The 19,248-nt window shown below is 62.4% G+C and carries 17 protein-coding genes; 10 read left to right on the top strand and 7 right to left on the bottom strand.

The window, feature by feature from the left end; translation table 11 throughout:
* Nucleotides 1–12 precede the first annotated feature (12 nt).
* Both R1T45_RS10210 and R1T45_RS10215 read left to right on the top strand, forming a co-directional pair.
* The gene (locus R1T45_RS10210) at nucleotides 13–825 is read left to right on the top strand and encodes a TIGR00282 family metallophosphoesterase (protein WP_120351558.1); all 813 of its coding nucleotides are present in this window, start codon (nucleotides 13–15) and stop codon (nucleotides 823–825) included.
* Between the two features lie 93 nt (nucleotides 826–918).
* Nucleotides 919–2,691 carry an SLC13 family permease gene (locus tag R1T45_RS10215; RefSeq protein WP_317390757.1) on the top strand — a complete coding sequence of 591 codons (1,773 nt, stop codon included), beginning with the start codon at nucleotides 919–921 and terminating at the stop codon, nucleotides 2,689–2,691.
* A gap of 1 nt (nucleotide 2,692) precedes the next feature.
* Here the strand turns inward: R1T45_RS10215 and R1T45_RS10220 are convergent, their stop codons facing one another.
* The 3 genes from R1T45_RS10220 to R1T45_RS10230 all read right to left on the bottom strand — a co-directional run bounded on the left by R1T45_RS10220 (nucleotide 2,693) and on the right by R1T45_RS10230 (nucleotide 6,271).
* Nucleotides 2,693–3,727, bottom strand: a complete 1,035-nt coding sequence (locus R1T45_RS10220) for a hypothetical protein (protein WP_317390758.1) — start codon at nucleotides 3,725–3,727, stop codon at nucleotides 2,693–2,695.
* Between the two features lie 527 nt (nucleotides 3,728–4,254).
* Nucleotides 4,255–5,298: an IS5 family transposase gene (locus R1T45_RS10225; RefSeq protein WP_317389285.1), complete on the bottom strand. Its 1,044-nt coding sequence runs from the start codon at nucleotides 5,296–5,298 to the stop codon at nucleotides 4,255–4,257.
* A gap of 145 nt (nucleotides 5,299–5,443) precedes the next feature.
* Nucleotides 5,444–6,271 (bottom strand): hypothetical protein, encoded by an 828-nt coding sequence (locus R1T45_RS10230; protein WP_317390759.1) that lies wholly within the window; start codon nucleotides 6,269–6,271, stop codon nucleotides 5,444–5,446.
* A gap of 223 nt (nucleotides 6,272–6,494) precedes the next feature.
* Here R1T45_RS10230 and R1T45_RS10235 point away from each other — a divergent pair, with 223 nt between their 5' ends.
* Nucleotides 6,495–6,959, top strand: a complete 465-nt coding sequence (locus tag R1T45_RS10235; RefSeq protein WP_132445228.1) for a hypothetical protein — start codon at nucleotides 6,495–6,497, stop codon at nucleotides 6,957–6,959.
* Nucleotides 6,960–7,028: 69 nt separating this feature from the next.
* Here R1T45_RS10235 and R1T45_RS10240 read toward each other — a convergent pair whose 3' ends face one another.
* Together R1T45_RS10240 and R1T45_RS10245 are read right to left on the bottom strand one after the other, a co-directional pair.
* Complete coding sequence (locus R1T45_RS10240; RefSeq protein ID WP_120351554.1) at nucleotides 7,029–7,886, bottom strand: bile acid:sodium symporter family protein; 858 nt, start codon at nucleotides 7,884–7,886, stop codon at nucleotides 7,029–7,031.
* A 79-nt stretch (nucleotides 7,887–7,965) separates the two neighbouring features.
* Entirely contained in the window at nucleotides 7,966–9,738 is a 1,773-nt protein-coding gene (locus R1T45_RS10245; protein WP_120351553.1) for an SLC13 family permease, read from the bottom strand.
* A 119-nt stretch (nucleotides 9,739–9,857) separates the two neighbouring features.
* Here R1T45_RS10245 and R1T45_RS10250 point away from each other — a divergent pair, with 119 nt between their 5' ends.
* Entirely contained in the window at nucleotides 9,858–10,598 is a 741-nt protein-coding gene (locus R1T45_RS10250) for a YebC/PmpR family DNA-binding transcriptional regulator (RefSeq protein WP_260009863.1), read from the top strand.
* Here R1T45_RS10250 and R1T45_RS10255 read toward each other — a convergent pair.
* Nucleotides 10,595–11,476, bottom strand: coding sequence for a LysR family transcriptional regulator ArgP (locus R1T45_RS10255; RefSeq protein WP_317390760.1), 882 nt, complete (start codon nucleotides 11,474–11,476; stop codon nucleotides 10,595–10,597). The genes R1T45_RS10250 and R1T45_RS10255 overlap by 4 nt on opposite strands.
* Nucleotides 11,477–11,564: 88 nt before the next feature.
* Here R1T45_RS10255 and R1T45_RS10260 point away from each other — a divergent pair, with 88 nt between their 5' ends.
* The 6 genes from R1T45_RS10260 to R1T45_RS10285 all read left to right on the top strand — a co-directional run bounded on the left by R1T45_RS10260 (nucleotide 11,565) and on the right by R1T45_RS10285 (nucleotide 17,832).
* A complete protein-coding gene (locus R1T45_RS10260; protein WP_067936692.1) occupies nucleotides 11,565–12,164 on the top strand; it encodes a LysE/ArgO family amino acid transporter in 600 nt (199 codons plus the stop codon).
* 55 nt (nucleotides 12,165–12,219) lie between these two features.
* Nucleotides 12,220–13,149, top strand: a complete 930-nt coding sequence (locus R1T45_RS10265) for a DMT family transporter (RefSeq protein ID WP_120351551.1) — start codon at nucleotides 12,220–12,222, stop codon at nucleotides 13,147–13,149.
* A gap of 92 nt (nucleotides 13,150–13,241) precedes the next feature.
* Nucleotides 13,242–13,817 carry a choline-responsive transcriptional repressor BetI gene (betI, locus tag R1T45_RS10270; RefSeq protein ID WP_120351550.1) on the top strand — a complete coding sequence of 192 codons (576 nt, stop codon included), beginning with the start codon at nucleotides 13,242–13,244 and terminating at the stop codon, nucleotides 13,815–13,817.
* 76 nt (nucleotides 13,818–13,893) lie between these two features.
* Nucleotides 13,894–15,351 (top strand): betaine-aldehyde dehydrogenase, encoded by a 1,458-nt coding sequence (gene betB / locus R1T45_RS10275; protein ID WP_120351549.1) that lies wholly within the window; start codon nucleotides 13,894–13,896, stop codon nucleotides 15,349–15,351.
* An 86-nt stretch (nucleotides 15,352–15,437) separates the two neighbouring features.
* The gene (betA, locus tag R1T45_RS10280) at nucleotides 15,438–17,096 is read left to right on the top strand and encodes a choline dehydrogenase (RefSeq protein ID WP_260009855.1); all 1,659 of its coding nucleotides are present in this window, start codon (nucleotides 15,438–15,440) and stop codon (nucleotides 17,094–17,096) included.
* 61 nt (nucleotides 17,097–17,157) lie between these two features.
* Nucleotides 17,158–17,832, top strand: coding sequence for a thermonuclease family protein (locus R1T45_RS10285; protein ID WP_317390761.1), 675 nt, complete (start codon nucleotides 17,158–17,160; stop codon nucleotides 17,830–17,832).
* Here the strand turns inward: R1T45_RS10285 and R1T45_RS10290 are convergent, their stop codons facing one another.
* Entirely contained in the window at nucleotides 17,833–19,233 is a 1,401-nt protein-coding gene (locus tag R1T45_RS10290; protein WP_120351546.1) for a short-chain fatty acyl-CoA regulator family protein, read from the bottom strand.
* Nucleotides 19,234–19,248 lie beyond the last annotated feature (15 nt).

Here is a 19,248-nt window from a genome sequence, read left to right on the forward strand (position 1 = left end):
AGTCCATAAGTTATGAAGATTTTGTTTCTTGGCGATGTGATGGGCCGGGCCGGACGGCGGGCGATCACCGAAAATCTGGCGCGGCTGCGGCGCGACTGGAAGCTCGATTTCATTGTGGTCAATGGCGAGAATGCGACCGGCGGCATGGGGCTTTCGGGCGCACATGCCAAGACGTTGCTAGAGGCCGGGGCCGATTGCCTGACCCTTGGCGATCATGCTTTTGACCAGAAAGACATGCTCAGCTTTATAGAGCAGGAGCCGCGCGTGATCCGCCCGCTGAACTTTTCTAAGAATGCACCGGGCAAGGGGGCCAAGCTGTTCACGGCGCAGAACGGCAAGAAGGTTCTGGTGACCCAAGCGCTCGGCCAAGTCTTTATGAAACGCCCCTTTGATGATCCCTTTTCGGCGCTGGAGCCGGTGCTGAAAACGCACCCTCTGGGCGGAATGGCGCAGGCGATCATCGTCGATATGCACTGCGAAGCCACGAGCGAGAAGATGGCCATGGGCCATTGGTGCGATGGGCGCGCGAGCCTTGTTGTCGGCACCCATACCCATGTGCCCACGGCCGATGCGATGATCCTGCCGGGCGGGACGGCCTACCTCAGCGATGCGGGCATGTGCGGCGATTATCATTCGGTGATCGGCATGGATAAGGCCGAGCCGCTGCGCCGTTTCATCACCGGCATGCCGCGCGAACGTTTCACCCCTGCCAATGGCGAGGCAACGCTGTCGGGTGTCTATATTGAGACCGATGACCGCACGGGCCGCGCCACACGGATCGTGCCGGTGCGCGAGGGCGGTGCCTTGCAGGCCAGCGCACCTTAAGTTCAGCACGGCGCGGCGACGCGTCGCGCTTGCACCGAAGGCCGCAATCGGCGTAACTGGACAACGGCCTTTTGCCCGAATGACAGGTTCTTGATGGAATTTTTCAGCTTCTCTCCGATGGAGACGGCGGTGCTCACCCTCGTGGTCGTCGGCATGATGTTCGTGCTTTTCCTGCGCGAAGCTTTCCCCACCGAAGTGGTCGCCATCGCCGGTGCCGCGCTTTTGCTGGCCATCGGCGTCTTGCCCTATGACGATGCGCTGGCGGTGCTGTCGAACCCCGCGCCTTGGACCATTGCGGCCATGTTCATCATCATGGGGGCCTTGGTGCGGACCGGGGCGTTGGATGTGCTAACCCGGCTGGCCGAACGCTCGGCCAAGACCCACCCCAAGACGGCGGTGGCGGGGGTGATCCTGTCGGTCATGGCGGCGAGTGCGATCATGAACAACACGCCCGTCGTCGTGGTGATGATCCCGGTGGTGGTGCAACTCACCCGTACGCTCAATACCAAAGCCTCTAAGCTGCTGATTCCGCTCAGCTATGCCGCGATTATGGGCGGTTCACTCACGCTGATCGGCACCTCGACCAACCTGTTGGTCGATGGTGTGGCGCGGTCGCAGGGGATGGCGCCTTTCGGGATCTTCGAGATCCTTCCCGTGGGTCTTGTCGTCTGCACATGGGGTTTGATTTACATGCTGTTTTTCGCCGACAAACTGCTGCCCGCGCGCGACAGCATGGCGAATATGCTCTCGGATCGCTCCAAGATGAAGTTCTTTACCGAGGCGGTGATCCCCCCTGAAAGCAACTTGATTGGCCGCGAAGTGCTGGACGTGCAGCTGTTCAAACGCGAGGGCGTGCGGTTGATCGACGTGGTGCGAGGCGACGATTCATTGCGCCGCAACCTCAAAGGCGTTGAGCTTCAGGTCGGGGACCGCGTGGTGCTGCGGACCCAGATGACCGAGCTGTTGAGCCTGCAAAACAACAAAGAACTGCGCCGGGTTGACCAGCTTTCGGCGGTGGAGACCACGACCGTCGAAGTGCTGATCACCCCCGGTTGCCGGATGGTGGGGCGTAGTTTGGGCTCCATGCGGCTGCGGCGGCGCTATGGCGTCTATCCGCTGGCGGTGCATCGGCGGAACCAGAATATCGGCCAACAGCTTGACCAGTTGATCGTCAAAGTGGGGGACACGCTGCTGCTGGAAGGCGCGGCGGAGGATATTCAGCGTCTGGCCAGCGAGATGAACCTCGTTGACGTGACCCAACCCTCGGCCCGTGCGTTTCGGCGGGGCCATGCGCCGATTGCCATCGCGGCGCTGGTGGGCATCGTCACACTGGCCGCCTTCAACGTCGCGCCGATCTTGGCCTTGGCCGTGATCGCCGTGGCCGTGGTGCTGGTGACCGGCTGTATCGACGCAGAGGAGGCATTCTCTTTCGTCGAAGGGCGCTTGTTGGCGCTGATCTTTGCCATGCTGGCCGTTGGCGCTGCCCTGCAGAACTCAGGGGCGATTGCGCTGATCGTCGACAATATCGCGCCGGGATTGGCACAGTTGCCGCCGTTTTTCATCATCTGGGCGGTGTTCCTGCTGACCACGACCCTTACCGAGATCGTCAGCAACAATGCTGTGGCAGTCATCATGACGCCGATCGCCATCAGCCTCAGCACTGCGCTTGGCATGGACCCGCGCCCGCTGGTTGTGGCGGTGATGATCGCGGCCTCCTGCGCCTTTGCCACGCCCATCGGCTATCAGACCAACACGCTGGTTTACGGGCCGGGGGGGTATAAATTCACCGATTTCATGCGCATCGGGATCCCGCTGAACCTGAGCATGTCGCTGTTGGTAAGCGCGGTGATCCCGCTGTTTTGGTAACTCAGGCGCTGCGCTGCTTTTCGGTCTGGGCGACGATCGCTTCAAATCCCGCCTGCGCCTCAAGGAAGTTGCGTGTCAGCGGCGCGGTGAGTTCGGATTGGTCCGAGAAATAGGCCCCAACCCGGCAGATATGCGCCGCGAATTCGGGGTGCACGCCTGCATCGTCATAGCGCCGGATGCGGTCTTTGCTCAGCCAGCCACGTTTCTTGGCTTCCTTGCTGATTAGCTTAAGCCGCTGCACAGCATGGAAGGTTAGGTAAACCGAAAGGTAGTCAAGGTAGTCGGGCAGGGGGATGCCGCAGGTGGGATCGAAGGCGTCGATTACCACGTCGACCATGTCCTGCGGGGCGACGGGCCACGCCTCATCCCCGATCAGCCAAGCGATGTCTTCGGCGCCATGGCGCAGCCCGGCATATTCAAAATCGAACCAACGCAATTTGTCATCCCGGCCAATCGCGGCATTGCCCGACCGGCAGTCCCATTTCACGAATTGCCGCGCCGGGGCGTTGATACGTTCATAGGCGGCGGTGCGGTCGAACTGGTCTGAAATGCCGCCCCCGAGGTCCTTTAGAAAGTCCACCGCATCAACGAAGTTCAGCACCCAATCGCGGTTGTTGCCCAGATGCGGCATGATGGCGTTCAACTCGGTCTGGCGCGCGGCGCCATGGATGCGAAAAATGGCCGATACGGCCTCTCCCGCAAGATCAAGCTGTACCGCTGGCGCGACCTGCGCGACCTCAACATTGAGGCGGCGTTTGCCGACATCGGATTGGAACATGATATCGCCAACCACGCCCAGACATTCGGGCAGGTCGCTGCAATGGCGGCCAAGTTCGGTCAGCACATGGGCTTCTAAATGGGTGCGGCGAAAGTTCGGGCGCAGGGTTGCGATGACGGTGCGATCGGTCAGGTGCAGCCGGAAACTTGACCGGTTCTCACCACCGGGGGCCGATACCCGTGCCACGTCTTGGCCAAAATGCTTGCGCGCCGCTGCGACGATCTGCGCCTGAGCGCTTTGTTCCTTGGGTCGTGCCATGGGGCCTCCGCTGGTGTTTCCGTCTGTCTAGGCGTTTTGACGGTCGAGGGTACGGCGGGTTTTGGGCAAAACAAAGGCAATTTCAGCCTATCCGGCCGGAGTGATTCGCCGCCATTCGGTATGTTTGGCCTATACCAAAGGACAATGCGTCTGCGCGGCGCGTTACTGTTTCGCGATTATGTCGACATCTGGCCTCATTCATCGAAAAAATGGAAAGAATTTGCCGAAAGAGAATTGCGCCTGTTAGTTTCGCAAGTCTGTGGGGGACGTGGCGCTGCAAAGCGGTCGCGACTGCAAAAGTATATGAGGGATTGGTGTCATGGGTTACAGATTCTCTAAAGGTTGGAACAGTAAAGGGCACCTCGATTTTTAACCATTTTCGTAGCCGCACAGCAGTGCGTGTGGCTAGAAGCGGGAGGTAGGCAGTCGGTTGGTGCCTGGCGCCCCGGGACGGTCACGGCGCGGCGCCTTTCACGCCTGGCTTTTACGGCCTTGCGGCCTGATCTGGTCGCTGGTTTGCCCGGTCTTCATGCCGGGCACGGGTTGATGCGGCGCAACTGGACGAGGCGGCGCATGTTATAGGCAAGATTTTTCATTCCGATCTTCGCCTTGGCCCGCACCATGCCGATCGTGCGCACCAGCGTGCCGCCCATGTCGTTGGTCTGCGCGCCGAAGACATGTTCGACCCGGACCCGCACCGTGGATTTGGTTCGGTTGCTGCCCTTGGCCTGTTCGGTCAGCGGCTTGCCCCGCTTGCCCTTGCGGTGAATGTGGCTGGTCAGCTTGCGCGCTCGCAGCTTCGCCTCCATCTCCTCGGACCTATAGGCAGAATCCGCCCAGACGCCCGCGCCGGTGTTGCCCCGCATCAGCAGGTGATCCACCGCCTGACAGTCATGCACGGCTGCGTCAGTGACGTCATAGCGCCGCACCAGCTTGTGCTTGCGGTCCACATTCACATGGTTCTTGTAACCGTAATGGCTCTTGCCGTGCTTTTTCGTCCAGCGCGCGTCCAAGTCTTTCTGTGAGCGCATCGCGGGCTTGTTTTCCCAGTCCTCGGGCACCTCGCCGCTCTTGATGGTCTTGTTTTCCTCGCGGGTGTTGCGGTTCTTCGGCACCGGCACGATGGACGCATCCAGGATCTGTCCGCCCCGCGCGATGTAGCCCTGCCGCGCCAGATGGCCGTCGAATTGCTTGAACAGCGCCTCCACCATGCCCGCCTGAGCCAGCGCCTCGCGGTAGAGCCAGACCGTCTTGGCGTCCGGCACACGGTCCTCCAGTCCGAGGCCCAGGAACCTCATGAACGACAGCCGGTCGCGCACCTGATATTCAATCTGATCGTCCGACAGGTTGTAGAGCGCGCTCAGAACCAGCGCCTTGAACATCACGATCGCGTCGATCGGCTTGCGCCCCGCGCGCGATTTACGCTCTGAATCCGGTTTGCGCCAAACCCCCTCAAGCGTTGGCCGGAATTCCTCCCATGGCACCACGGCGTCGATCGCGACCAGCGGGTCCCTCTTGACATCCAAGCTCGCATAGCGGTCGGAAAGATCGAAAAAACCCATCTGCGCCATGGCTGCATCCCCTGTGCCGATCCGTCGCCTCAATCATAAAGCAGCGCCAAGGTCAGCGCAATTTTTAGAGGTGCCCTAAAGACGATAGCTGGTCCACCGATGGTGCGGCGGGCAGCGGTTGCGACGCCAGCGGAACGAAGTCCTATCACAACGGCGGGGTAGAGGGATCCTCCTTCGCGAAATGGTATGACGAAAACCTGGCCGGGAAGTTCGACGGGAGCGATGACGGCAAGGGTTCTGGTTCTGGCGGCACCAAGGGTTCTGGTTCGGGTGACACCAAGGGTTCCGGCTCTGGTGGTACCAAAGGCACCGGCTCTGGCGGCACGAAGGGCACCGGTTCTGGCGGCACCAAGGGTTCTGGTTCGGGTGGCACCAAGGGCACCGGCTCGGGTGGCACGAAGGGCTCCGGTTCTGGCGGTACGAAGGGCTCCGGCTCTGGCGGCACGAAGGGTTCCGGTTCTGGCGGTACGAAGGGTTCCGGCTCGGGCGGCACGAAGGGCTCCGGTTCTGGTGGTACGAAGGGTTCCGGCTCTGGCGGCACGAAGGGTTCCGGTTCTGGTGGCACGAAGGGTTCTGGTTCTGGCGGTACGAAGGGCTCCGGCTCTGGCGGTACGAAGGGTTCCGGCTCGGGTGGCACGAAGGGCTCCGGTTCTGGCGGTACGAAGGGCTCCGGCTCTGGCGGTACGAAGGGTTCCGGCTCGGGTGGCACGAAGGGCTCCGGTTCTGGCGGTACGAAGGGTTCCGGCTCGGGTGGCACGAAGGGCTCCGGTTCTGGCGGTACGAAGGGCTCCGGCTCTGGCGGCACGAAGGGTTCCGGTTCTGGTGGCACGAAAGGTTCTGGTTCGGGCGGTACGAAGGGCTCCGGCTCTGGCGGTACGAAGGGTTCCGGTTCTGGCGGTACGAAGGGTTCCGGCTCGGGCGGCACGAAGGGCTCCGGTTCTGGTGGTACGAAGGGTTCCGGCTCTGGCGGCACCAAGGGCTCCGGCACTTGCGGAACGAAGGGCTCCGGCTCTGGCGGTACGCAAGGTAGTGATACCGGTGGCGACGATAAAACCGTTCTGAAATTCCTGATGGGGGAGAATGGAGAGACCACAGTCGCCGTCACTGAGATGCCTAATGGCGAGTTGCACTTCAACCTATCACCCACAGACCCTGAAGCTGAGTCCCACGCAGATATCAACGGACTTTTCTTCAATGTGACTGACGGGAGTGCGATCGAAGAACTGAACTTCTTCCCTGATGTGAACGCCGAGGGGTATCACCTCACGGACGTGAAGGCTGTTGATGACGGAGTTGACGGTTTCACCGACGGTCCCCAAGCGGGGGGCAATTTTGATGTCGGTCTGCAGTTCGGCACGACCGCTGATAGTTCGGAAGGGGAGGTCAGCAGTACCAACTTTACCCTGTGGACCTTTCCCGGCTCACTGTCGTTCGAGGATATCGATCTGAGCGGGATGCGCCTCGTCGTCGACTCGGACGAGACTGGCGGGGAAGTTCTTGAGGTGACGGGTATGGTCGATCCCGACATGGCCGACCCCGACGCCGCCGACACATCCGACGGCGCGACCGCTCTTTTGGACGCGCTCAGCCTTGCCTCCATGCCTTCGGAGGAAGACGAAGAGCCCGACCTCTGTGAGGACGACGCTTTCGACATGGCCTGATGGCCCGTCCCTTAAACAAGAAAGGCGCGTCCCTCGGGGCGCGCCTTTTGTTTGTGCGGCCCCCCACTCTCAGCGCTTGCGAAACCAAAGCACAAAGGGCAGGGCCACCAGATACATGGTAATCCCATAGACCGCCGAGGGCAGGGCGTAGGCGCTGAACCCCGAGGCTTGGCCCGATATCAAAGCGGCGAGGGTGATGCCCAGCGTGGCGTTCTGAATGCCGACCTCAATCGAAATCGTCTTGCGCGTCCGCCACGCCAGCCCCGCGGCCCCGGCGATGCCCAGCCCCAGCAGCATTAAAACGACGTTAAAGCTGATGAGCGCAGGCCCGAGGCTGGCGAGGTTCTCAGCAAAAAGGCTCCAGTTCCCGGCCAAAGCGGCCAGCACGATCAGCACAAAAAGCAGCGCGGCGAGGGCCGAGAGACCCGGCTCGATCCGCAGGGCCAAGGCAGGCGCGCCGTGGCGCAGCAGCAGCCCAAGCGCGACGGGCAGGGTGGTGATCAGAAACATCGCCATGGCAAGTGTTGCGACCGACACATCCGGGGCCGCATCGCCCATGAAATGTCGCACGGCGATGGCGGTGAAGATCGGCACGGTCAGAATGCTCAGGAGCGAGACGACCGCCGTCAAAGTCACCGACAGCGCCACATCGCCCCGCGCGAATTTGCTGACCATGTTCGAGGTCACCCCGCCGGGGCAGAAGGACAGGATCATCAGCCCCACCGCCAGCTCTCCGCTGAGGCCAAAGGCCGTGGCGACGGCCCAAGCGGCGGCGGGCACCAGCACCACTTGGCACAGCGCGCCCAACCCGAAAGCGCGCGGGTATTTTGCAACGCGGGTGAAGTCTTGGACCGTAAGGCCGACCCCCAGCGACAGCATGATGATCGCCAAAGACAGCGGCAGTACGACGTTGATTAGAATATCCATTTGTCCCCCCTAAAGCTGAAATCAGCCTAGGGGCGACAAATGCGATCTGGCAAGCCTGACGCGCGCCGGGGGCGCGACGTCAAAGTGGCCAAAAGACGAGGATCGCGGGGATCGACACCGCGACGACGATGATCTCTAGCGGCAGCCCCATGCGCCAATAGTCGCCAAAGGAATAGCCGCCGGGGCCAAGGATCAGGGTGTTGTTCTTATGTCCAATCGGCGTGAGGAACGCCGAAGAGGCCGCCACCGCCACCGCCATCAGGAAGGGGTCGGGCGACACCCCGAGCGTCTGCGCCATCTGGATGCCCACCGGGGCGGCGACGATTGTCGTCGCCGTGTTGTTCAGCACATCCGACAGCGACATGGTCACCACCATGAGCACCGTCAGCACGACCCATGCGGGCAGCCCCTCGGTCAGCCCCACCAGCGCGCCCGCGATCAACTCGGTCCCGCCCGAGGTTTCCAGCGCCGCGCCCAGCGGGATCATGGAGCCCAAAAGCACGATCACCGGCCATTCGATATGAGTATAGAGCTCCGACAGCGGCACGATCTTGGCCAGCACATAGCCCACGACCACCAGCCCAAGCGCGATGGGCAGATAGATCAACCCAAAGGAGGCCGCCGCCACCGCACCTGCGAACATGCCGATGGCAAGCCACGTCTTGCTGTCTTGGGTCACGGCAAGGCCACGGTCGGCCAAGGGCAGTACGCCCAGCCAGTCGGTGACATGGGCCACCGTGTCACGCGGCACCAGCAGCAAGAGGATGTCACCGGGTTTCAGCTCGGTTGTGCGCAGCTGCGAGGTGATCTTGCGGCCTTGCCGAGACAGACCCAGAAGCACCGTGCGCTGGCGCCACGAAAGGCCCACCGCCTGCGCCGTGCGACCATTGAGGCGGGACCCTTCGGTCACCACGACCTCGACAATCTCGACCCCGTCGCCATCGGCCAGCAGCAGGTCTTCGCGGTCACTGTCCGCCAGCGCGAGGTTCAGGGTGCTGCGAAATTCGTCCAGCGCGTCGGGCGTGGCTTCCAGCACGATCGCGTCTCCGGCCTGCAGCACCACATTGCGCGCGGTGCCATAGCGCCTCTTGCCGTCCCGCATCAGCCCAAGGATCGCCACATCGGCCTTATGTGCTTCTTCCTGTAGCTCTGCTAGACGCTTGCCGATCTGCTTATTGCCCTCGGGCACGGTCAACTCGGCGATATATTCCGCGATATCATCAGCTTCGATCATCGCGTCTTCGCGGGCGGGGATCAAACGCCAGCCGATCAAGGCCACGAAGATCAGCCCGGCAATGGCGGCCAAACCGCCCACCGGGGCAAAGTCGAACATCTTGAAAGGCGCCCCCAGCGATTCCTGCCGGATCGACGCGATGATAATATTGGGCGGCGTGCCAATCAGCGTGGCCATGCCGCCAAGGATGGTGGCAAAACTCAGCGGCATCAGGCTTAGCCCCGGCGCGCGGCCCGCTTTGCGCGCGGTCTGAATGTCGACCGGCATCAAAAGCGCCAAGGCCGCCACGTTGTTCATAAAGGCCGAGAGCACCCCGCCGACGGCCCCCATGATCGAGATATGCGCGCCCAAGCTGCGCGAACTGTCCACCAGCGTGCGGGTGATCAACATCACCGCGCCCGAACGCACCAGCCCGGCGGAAACCACCAGCACCAGCGCCACGATCAGCGTCGCCGGATGGCCAAAGCCGTCAAAGGCGTTTTCCGTGGGCACCACCCCCAGCACCACCCCGGCCATCAGTGCGCCAAATGCCACGATGTCATAGCGAAAGCGGCCCCACAGCAGCAGGCCAAAGACCGCGCCAAAGAGGGTAAAGAGAATGATCTGATCTGTGGTCATATATCCGGTCTAACGTGGTTGCCCCAAAGGAGGAAAGCTAAGCACAGGCCGGGTGGCTTGTTCCAGCGGTGATGCTGGCATATAGAGTGGCGCAAACGCATTGCCAGAACGAGGTATTCATGGCCGGTCACTCCAAATGGGCAAACATCCAGCATCGCAAGGGCCGTCAGGACAAGCTGCGCGCCAAGGTGTTTTCCAAACTTTCCAAGGAAATCACCATCGCGGCCAAGATGGGCGACCCCGACCCGGAAAAGAACCCGCGTCTGCGCATGGCCGTGAAAGAGGCCAAAGGCCAGTCCATGCCCAAGGACAACATCGAACGCGCCATCAAGAAGGCCGTGGGCGGTGAGGGCGAGGATTACGAAGAAATCCGCTATGAGGGCTATGGCCCGAACGGCGTGGCGGTGATCGTCGAGGCGATGACCGACAACCGGAACCGCACCGCTTCGACCGTGCGCTCGACCTTCACCAAGAACGGTGGCAATCTGGGCGAGACAGGCTCGGTCGGTTTTATGTTCGAGCGCAAGGGCGAGGTGATCTATCCCGCGTCCGTGGGCGACGCGGACACTGTGATGATGGCGGCGATTGAGGCCGGAGCCGAAGATGTCGAAAGCTCCGAAGACGGTCACGTCATCTATTGCGCCGACACCGATCTCAATGATGTGTCGACAGCGCTCGAGGCGGAACTGGGCGAGTCGGAATCGACTAAACTGATCTGGCGTCCGACCACCACCACCGAGATGGACCTTGAGGCCATGGAAAAGCTAATGAAGCTGGTCGATGCGCTTGAGGAAGACGACGACGTACAGCGCGTCACCACCAATTTCGAAGCCTCTGATGAGGTTATGGCGCAGCTTTAACGCGCCCCTTGCACCAGCGCCTCGCGCGCCGCAGCCCTTATGGCGGCGGTGAGCGGGGCAAGCGCGGGGGCCATGATCCGCGCGACCTGCCAGTAAAGCGGCACATCCAATGGCAATGCGTCGTCGAGCGAGACGAGGCGGCCTTTCTCCATATCCTCAGCCACCAGAGGGGCAGGGTTCATGCCCCAGCCCAAGCCTTCGCGCGCCGCCGCCACGAAGCCGTGACTTGAGGGCAGGTGGTGGCTGGGCGGGGTCAATCGCTGCCCGGTTTTTTGCATCAGCCAGCGCCCCTGCAGTTGATCCTTGCGGTTAAAGGTCAGCATCGGCGCTTGGCCCAGTGTCTCGGTGGTGACGCCTTGGGCGAACCATTTCTTCATATAGGCGGGGCTGGCTGTGGGGTGATAACGCAGCGCGCCCAAGGGCCGCAGATCACAGCCCGGTGCGGCGCGGGCTTGTCCGGTCACAGCCGCGCTGACCTCTCCACGCCGCAGCCAATCGGCGGAGGTGTCTTGATCGTCGATCACCAGATCAAACAGCATCTCCGGTATCTGCGCCAAGGCCGGGATGAGCCATGTCGCCAGTACATCCGCAGGCACCGCCAGCCGTAGCCGGGGCGGGGACGTGTTGCCGCTGACGCCCAATGCCTGCGCTTCGAGCAGGGCCACGTCTTCGGCGTGTTTCGCCAGCCGCTGGCCCGTCGGCGTGCCGGTACAGGGTTGGCCGCGCAAGACCAGCGTGGTGCCGACCCGATCCTCAAGCGCCTTCACCCGCTGCGAGATGGCGGAGGGGGTGACCCCGAGCGCCGCCGCCGCCGCATCAAAGCTGCCAAGTCGCAGGATGCTCGCCAAAGCGGTCAGTTGGGCGCTGTCTAACTTCATAAGTTTTTCTAATCCAAGCGAAGACTATTGAATTTGAGTAATCTGTACCGCCGCGGTAGGCAAAAGCAACCCAAGACAGGACGCCCCAATGCTGACCTCATTCCTCCCCGGCTTCGCTCTCAGCCTCACTCTCATCATGGCCATCGGCGCGCAGAACGCCTTTGTCCTGCGCCAAGGGCTGCGGCGTGAGCATGTGCTGGTGGTGGTGTTGGTCTGCGCCACTTCGGATGCGATCTTGATCACTGCCGGTGTGGCCGGTTTTGGCGCGCTGGCCGAAGCGGCACCGTGGTTCGGGCCACTGATGCGCTACGGCGGCGCGGCCTTCCTGCTGTGGTACGGTTGGCGCAACGCCGTGTCGGCATGGCGCGGCGGTGAGGGGTTGGAGGCCGAAGGGCAGGCCACCCGCAGCTTGGGCAAGGCGGTCCTAACCCTGCTGGCCCTGACCTGGCTGAACCCGCATGTTTATCTCGACACATTGGTGCTGCTTGGTTCAATCTCGGCGCAGTATCCCGACCGCCTGAGCTTTGGGATCGGCGCAGCGTTGGCGAGTTTCGTGTTCTTCTTTGCCCTCGGCTATGGCGCGCGGCTGCTTGCGCCGCTTTTCGCCAAGCCGCGCAGTTGGCAGATTTTGGACGCCGTCATCGCCGTGACCATGTGGGGGATTGCGATCAAATTGCTTGCGATGTGAATAAAAGTGCCGCGCCCATCTTGCCCTTGGCAGCACTTTGGGAAAGGGTCGCGACATGACACAAAACCCCGCGACCACCCCCGACATCCCCGTTCCCGCCAATCGCCCGCTTGTCGGGGTCTTTTGGATGCTGGTGACCGGGGCATGTTTCATCGGCGTGACCGCGCTGGTCAAATACATGGGGCCGCGCCTGCCCTCGGCAGAGGCTGCATTCCTGCGCTACGCCATGGGGCTGGTCTTTGTTCTGCCGATCCTGCGGTCGCTTTTGTCGACCCCCGTTAGCAAGCGCCAGTGGGGGCTTTTCGGTCTGCGCGGGTTCTTTCATGCGGGCGGGGTGATCTTGTGGTTCTACGCCATGACCCGCCTGCCGATTGCCGAGGTCACGGCGATGAACTACCTCGCGCCGATCTATGTCACTGTCGGCGCTGCGATTTTTCTGGGCGAAAAGCTCGCGGCACGGCGCATCGTGGCGGTCTGTCTGGGGCTGGCGGGCGCGGCGATCATCCTGCGACCGGGTTTCCGCGAAGTTTCGACCGGGCATCTGGCGATGCTGCTGGCGGCGGTGGTGTTTGCGGGGTCTTACCTCTTGGCCAAGGTGCTGGCGGATGAAGCGCGGCCTGTGATGATCGTCACCATGCTGTCGATCTTCGTGACCATCGGCCTTGCGCCCTTCGCCTTCACCGTTTGGATCACGCCCACCGCGCAGGAGTTGCTGATCCTCGCCGGCGTCGCCTTTTTCGCCACGGCGGGGCATTTCACCATGACGCTGGCATTCGCCGCCGCCCCCGTGACGGTGACGCAGCCGGTGACATTCCTGCAACTGGTCTGGGCCACGATCCTTGGTGTGGTGGTCTTTGCCGAACCGGTGGACATCTGGGTGGTGCTGGGCGGAGCCGTGATTTTGGGCTCGGTCACCTTTATCACATGGCGCGAAGCAATGCTGAAACGGCAGGTCACGCCGCCCTCCCACGCCACGAAATTCTGACGTACCACCCCGCCGGGCGGTACTTGATTGACGAGTCAATAAAGATTCCCCTATCCTGAGGCGGTCAACACTGCCCCAAGGACCCGAATCCAATGCCCAAAGTCGGAATGGAACCCATTCGCCGCTCTGCGCTGGTCAAAGCCACCATCGCCGAGATTGGCGAAGCTCAGTCGCTGGATGTGACGGTGAGTCAGATCGCCAAGCGGGCAGGCATGTCGAGCGCGTTGGCGCATCACTATTTCGGCGGCAAGAATCAGATCTTCCTCGCCGCGATGCGTCATATCCTGTCGGAATATGCCGCCGGGGTGCGCGAACGGCTGGCCACGGCCCGCACGCCGCATGACCGGGCGGCGGCGATCATTGTCGCCAGTTTCGACGACACCGGCTTTCATCCTGGCACGATTAGCGCGTGGATGACGCTTTACGCCCATGCCCGCACCAATCCCGAAACGCGGCGGCTGCTGACAGCTTATCAAAGCCGTCTGCGCTCGAACCTCACCCATGCGCTGCGCCCGATCAGCCCCCAACCCGAAGGCGACGCCGACACATTAGCGGCGCTGATTGATGGGCTCTATCTGCGCGCCGCGCTGTCGGACGATGTCAGCGCTGCCGAAGCCATGACCCGCGCGCTCTATACCCTCGACCTGCTGCTGAAAGCGGGCCGCTGAACACTGCGGAGAAGGGCGGCATTGCCGCGCTCCGCCTCCTCGAACACTCCGCCCCTCAGGCAAGAAAGTATCTTTGATGTCCTATGATCCCCAGCCCACAGCCAGCCATTTCATCGACGGCGCCTATGTCGAAGACACGGAGGGCACGCCGATCCCGGTGATCTATCCCGCCACGGGCGAGACGATCGCCACGCTTTATGCCGCCACGCCTGCGATCGTTGAACAAGCCATCACCTCGGCCCGCAAGGCGCAGGCCGCATGGGCCGCGATGACAGGCACCGAGCGGGGCCGCATCCTGCGCCGCGCCGCCGACATGATCCGCGAGCGCAACCACGACCTGTCGGTGCTGGAGACCTATGACACCGGCAAACCCTATCAGGAAACCTCTGTCGCCGATGCCACCAGCGGGGCCGACGCGCTGGAGTATTTCGGCGGTCTGGCGGGCAGCCTGACGGGCGAGCATATCCAACTGGGCGAGGATTGGGTCTATACCCGCCGCGAGGCGCTTGGCCTGTGCGTGGGCATCGGCGCGTGGAACTACCCCACGCAGATCGCCTGCTGGAAAGCCGCGCCGGCGCTGGCCTGCGGTAATGCGATGATCTTCAAACCGTCCGAGACAACGCCGCTCTGTGCGCTGAAAGTGGCTGAGATACTCGTTGAGGCCGGGCTGCCTGCGGGCCTGTTCAACGTGGTGCAGGGCATGGGCGAGGTGGGGCAATCGCTGGTCACCGACAGCCGCGTCGACAAGGTGTCGCTGACCGGATCCGTCCCAACGGGCCGCAAGGTCTATGCCGCCGCCGCCGAGGGCATCAAACATGTCACGATGGAGTTGGGCGGCAAATCCCCCATGATCGTCTTTGAAGATGCCGATATCGACAATGCCGTGAGCGGCGCGATCTTGGGCAACTTCTATAGCTCCGGCCAGATTTGTTCGAACGGCACGCGGGTCTTTGTGCACCGCGACATCAAGGAGGCGTTTCTTGCGCGGCTGTCTGAGCGGTTGGAAAACGCCGTGATCGGTGACCCGATGGACCCCGACACCAGCTTTGGCCCCATGGTAAGCGACCGCCAGATGCAGATCGCGCTGGACTATGTGGCGAAGGGTGAGGCCGAGGGCGCGCGGCTGGTCTATGGCGGCAAACGGATTGAGCGCGACGGTTTCTACATGCAGCCGACCGTCTTTGCCGATGTTAAAGACGACATGGTCATCGCCCGCGAAGAGATTTTCGGCCCGGTCATGGCCGTGCTCGATTTTGAGGATGAGGCCGAGGTCATGGCCCGTGCCAATGCCACGGAATTCGGCCTCGCCGCTGGTGTCTTTACCCAAAACCTGACCCGCGCACATCGCGTGGCCGCCGGGTTCGAGGCGGGGACCTGCTACATCAATACCTATAATGACGCGCCGGTCGAAGCGCCCTTTGGGGGCATGAAGAACTCCGGCGTGGGCCGCGAAAACTCTAAGGCCGCGATCAACCATTATAGCCAGTTGAAGTCGGTCTACGTCCGCATGGGCGATGTCGAAGCGCCGTTCTAAGCAACGGAAAATTAGGCCGCAGCGCATAAAGCCGACACCGTCGGGCGCTGCCCCGCACCCGTGCGGATTTGCGGAAGGTAAGTGGAATGGAAGCTGAATTTGTAATCGTCGGGGCGGGGTCTGCGGGCTGCGCCATGGCCTACCGTCTGGCCGAGGCGGGGCGGAAGGTGATCGTCATTGAACATGGCGGCAGCGACGCGGGGCCGTTTATTCAGATGCCCGCGGCACTCAGCTATCCGATGAACATGCCGCGCTATGACTGGGGCTATAAATCCGAACCCGAGCCGCATCTGAACGGGCGCGAGTTGGTCTGCCCGCGCGGCAAGGTGATCGGCGGGTCATCCTCGATCAATGGAATGGTCTATGTGCGCGGCCATGCCAAGGATTTCGACCATTGGGAAGAAAGCGGCGCGCAGGGCTGGGGCTATGCCGACGTGCTGCCCTATTACAAACGCATGGAGACCTGGCACGAAAACGGCCATGGCGGCGATGCGGCGTGGCGCGGCACAGACGGCCCGCTGCACGTCAGCCGCGGCCCGCGCGAGAACCCGCTGTTTGACGCTTTCGTACAGGCGGGCTCGCAGGCCGGTTATCAGATGACCGAAGATTACAACGGCGAGAAGCAAGAGGGCTTTGGCCCGATGGAGCAGACGGTCTGGAACGGGCGGCGCTGGTCGGCGGCCAATGCCTACCTGCGGCCTGCACAGAAAACCGGGAATGTGACGCTGATCCGCGCGCTGGCGCAGCGCGTGGTGATCGAAGAGGGCCGCGCCGTGGGGGTCGAGGTCAAGCGCGGCAACCGCACAGAGGTCATCCGTGCGCAGCGCGAGGTGGTGCTGGCCGCGTCATCGATCAACTCGCCGAAACTGCTGATGCTGTCGGGGATCGGTCCGGCGGGTCATCTGGCGCAGCACGGCATCAATGTTGTCGCAGACCGTCCCGGCGTGGGGCAGAACCTACAAGACCATTTGGAGCTCTACATCCAGATGGCCTCCAGCCAGCCGATCACCCTTTATAAGCATTGGAACTTGCTGTCGAAGGCTGTCATCGGCGCGCAGTGGCTCTTTACCAAGACCGGTATGGGCGCCTCTAATCAGTTCGAATCCGCGGCCTTCATCCGCTCGAAGCCCGGCGTGGAATACCCTGATATTCAATACCATTTCCTGCCCATCGCCGTGCGTTACGACGGGCAGGCAGCAGCGGAGGGGCACGGGTTTCAGGCCCATACAGGGCCAATGCGCTCTAAGTCGCGGGGCGACATCACCCTGCGCTCGGCCGACCCGGCAGATGCGCCGAAAATCCGCTTTAACTACATGTCGCATCCCGACGATTGGGAGGAGTTCCGCACCTGCATCCGCCTCACACGTGAGATTTTCGCGCAGGAGGCTTTCAAGCCGTTCGTCAAACATGAGATCCAACCCGGCGACGCGCTGCAATCGGATGCGGAGCTTGACAGTTTCATCGCCGAACATGCGGAAAGCGCCTATCATCCCTGTGGCACCTGCCGCATGGGCGCGGCGGACGATCCGAACGCCGTGGTCGACCCGCAGGCGCGGGTGATTGGGGTTGAAGGGCTGCGGGTGGCCGACAGTTCGATCTTTCCACGCATCACCAATGGCAACCTCAACGCGCCCTCGATCATGGTGGGGGAAAAGGTCTCGGACCTGCTTTTGGGCCGCGATCCGCTGCCTCGGGCGAATGACGAACCTTGGCTGCATCCCAATTGGCAGGTTGCGCAGCGCTGATCATTAACCTGTCTTAATCTCCTCCCTTGAAGCTGGCGGGGCAGGGCGTCATACCTGCCCCATGTTAAAGATTTGTTCACTTTTCGCCCTCAGTCTCACGCTGAGTTTCGCAGCAGTATCGGCTGGGGCGCAGACCGTGTCGGGTGTGGTGCGCGTGATCGATGGGGATACCTTCGATCTTGGCGGCACGCGCATCCGCTTGCACGGAATCGACGCGCTTGAGGCAAGCCAGACTTGCGAAACCGATGGCGGGCAGGCTTGGGCCTGCGGTGATTGGACAACGAGAGAGGTGCGCGACAGATACCAAGGGGCCGAAGCGCGCTGTGAAGCGCTGGACCGTGACCGATATGATCGCATCGTCGCCCGCTGCCATGTCGGCGGTGTCGACGTAGGGCAGGCGCTTGTGCAAGAGGGGCTGGCCTTTGCCTATCGCAAATATTCGATGGACTATGATCTGGAGGAAAAGGCAGCCTTTGTTGCAGGGCGTGGCATTCATGGGTTCAAGACCATCTCTCCGGCCCGCTACCGCGTGACCCGCCGCAGCAGTTCAGAACCGGCCCGGCCTGAGGGGAGCTGCCAGATCAAGGGCAATATCAGCGCCAAAGGGACCAAGATTTACCATATGCCGGGGCAGAATTTCTATAGCCGCACCCGCATTAGTACCCGCAAGGGAGAGCGTTGGTTCTGTTCCGAAGCAGAAGCCCGCGGTGCTGGCTGGCGGCGGGCGCGGCGCTGATCACTCCACCCGGTAGGGCAGGGTATCGCGCAGATGCGGGTCGACGACCAACTGCCGTTCCAGCGGCGGGACGGAGCGCTGGTGGCAATCCCGGCGCTCACAAATGCGGCAGGAAATGCCAATCGGTTCAAAGGCATCGCTGCGGGTGACATCCATCCCATCGGCATAGACGAGTGCCGCCGCATGGCGCACCTCGCACCCCAGTGAGATCGCATAACGCCGCACCGGCGCGCCAAACCGCCCCGCCGGCTTCGAGATGTCCCGCGCCAGACTGATATAGCGCACCCCGTCCGGCGTTTCGGCCAATTGGCGCAAGAACCTTCCCGGCGTTTCAAACGCGCGGTGGACATTCCAAAGCGGGCAAGCGCCGCCAAAACGCGCGAATTGCAACCGGGTGGCAGAATGGCGCTTCGTGATCGTGCCCGCCTGATCGACCCGCACAAAGAAAAAGGGCACCCCCTTTGCGCCGGGCCGCTGGAGTGTCGAAAGCCTGTGCGCCACCTGCTCAATCGAGGCGCCGAAATGCCCGGCCAGCACCTCCAGATCATGGCGGCAGTCCTGCGCCTTTTGCAGGAATCGCCCATAAGGCAGTAGCGCCGCCCCAGCAAAGTAATTGGCCAACCCGATCTTGGCGATATCCCGGGCGGCGGCGCTGTGGAACCGGGCAAGATCAAGCGTTGCCTCCAGCAGCGCGTCCTGCTGGGTCAGCGCCACTTGGAGCAACATTTGAAAGGTCTGCGTCTCAGGGGCTGCACGGGCCGACAGATGCAGCGTTTTGCGCGCGGGATCATAGGCGCGCAGGCGGTCGTCATCCTCAAAGATCACGGTCACGCCAGCGCGTTCAAGCGCGGTTGCCGCGGTCGCCCGCGTATCGTTACCGCTGCCCGCGCGGGTGGCGAAATGCTCTGCCGCGCGGTCGACGGCATCAATGTAATTGTCGCAATAGTGAAAGAAATCCCGCACCTCCTCCCAAGGGGAGGGCATCGCCCGAGCGTCCTCGCGGCCCAAGGCTTCGTCCAGTGAGGCCAGTCGTTCATGCACCTGCCGGTAGCTTTGGTGCAGGGCGAGAAACGCATGGGCCAGACCCGGCGCGTTGGAGGCGGTGAGGCGCAGATCGGCCACCGGGGGTGTCTTTCCGGCGAAGATCGGATCGGCCAGCGCCTCGCGCAGATCGCTCACCAATCGCTCTCCATCTCCGCTGGAAAGCTCGGTCACGTCGAGCCTGAACTCCGACGCCAGTGCCAGTACCACATTGGTACTGACGGGCCGGTTGTTGTTTTCCATTTGGTTGAGATAGGGCAAGGAGACGCCAAGCCGGGCGGCGAAGTCTTTCTGCGTCAGCCCCGCACGGGTGCGGGTCTCTCGCAGTTTTACACCGGCATAGAGTTTCTGGATCGCCATCCGCGCACCTTTGCA

It is taken from the genome of Sulfitobacter sp. LC.270.F.C4 (assembly GCF_032922545.1).
GTDB lineage: Bacteria > Pseudomonadota > Alphaproteobacteria > Rhodobacterales > Rhodobacteraceae > Sulfitobacter > Sulfitobacter profundi.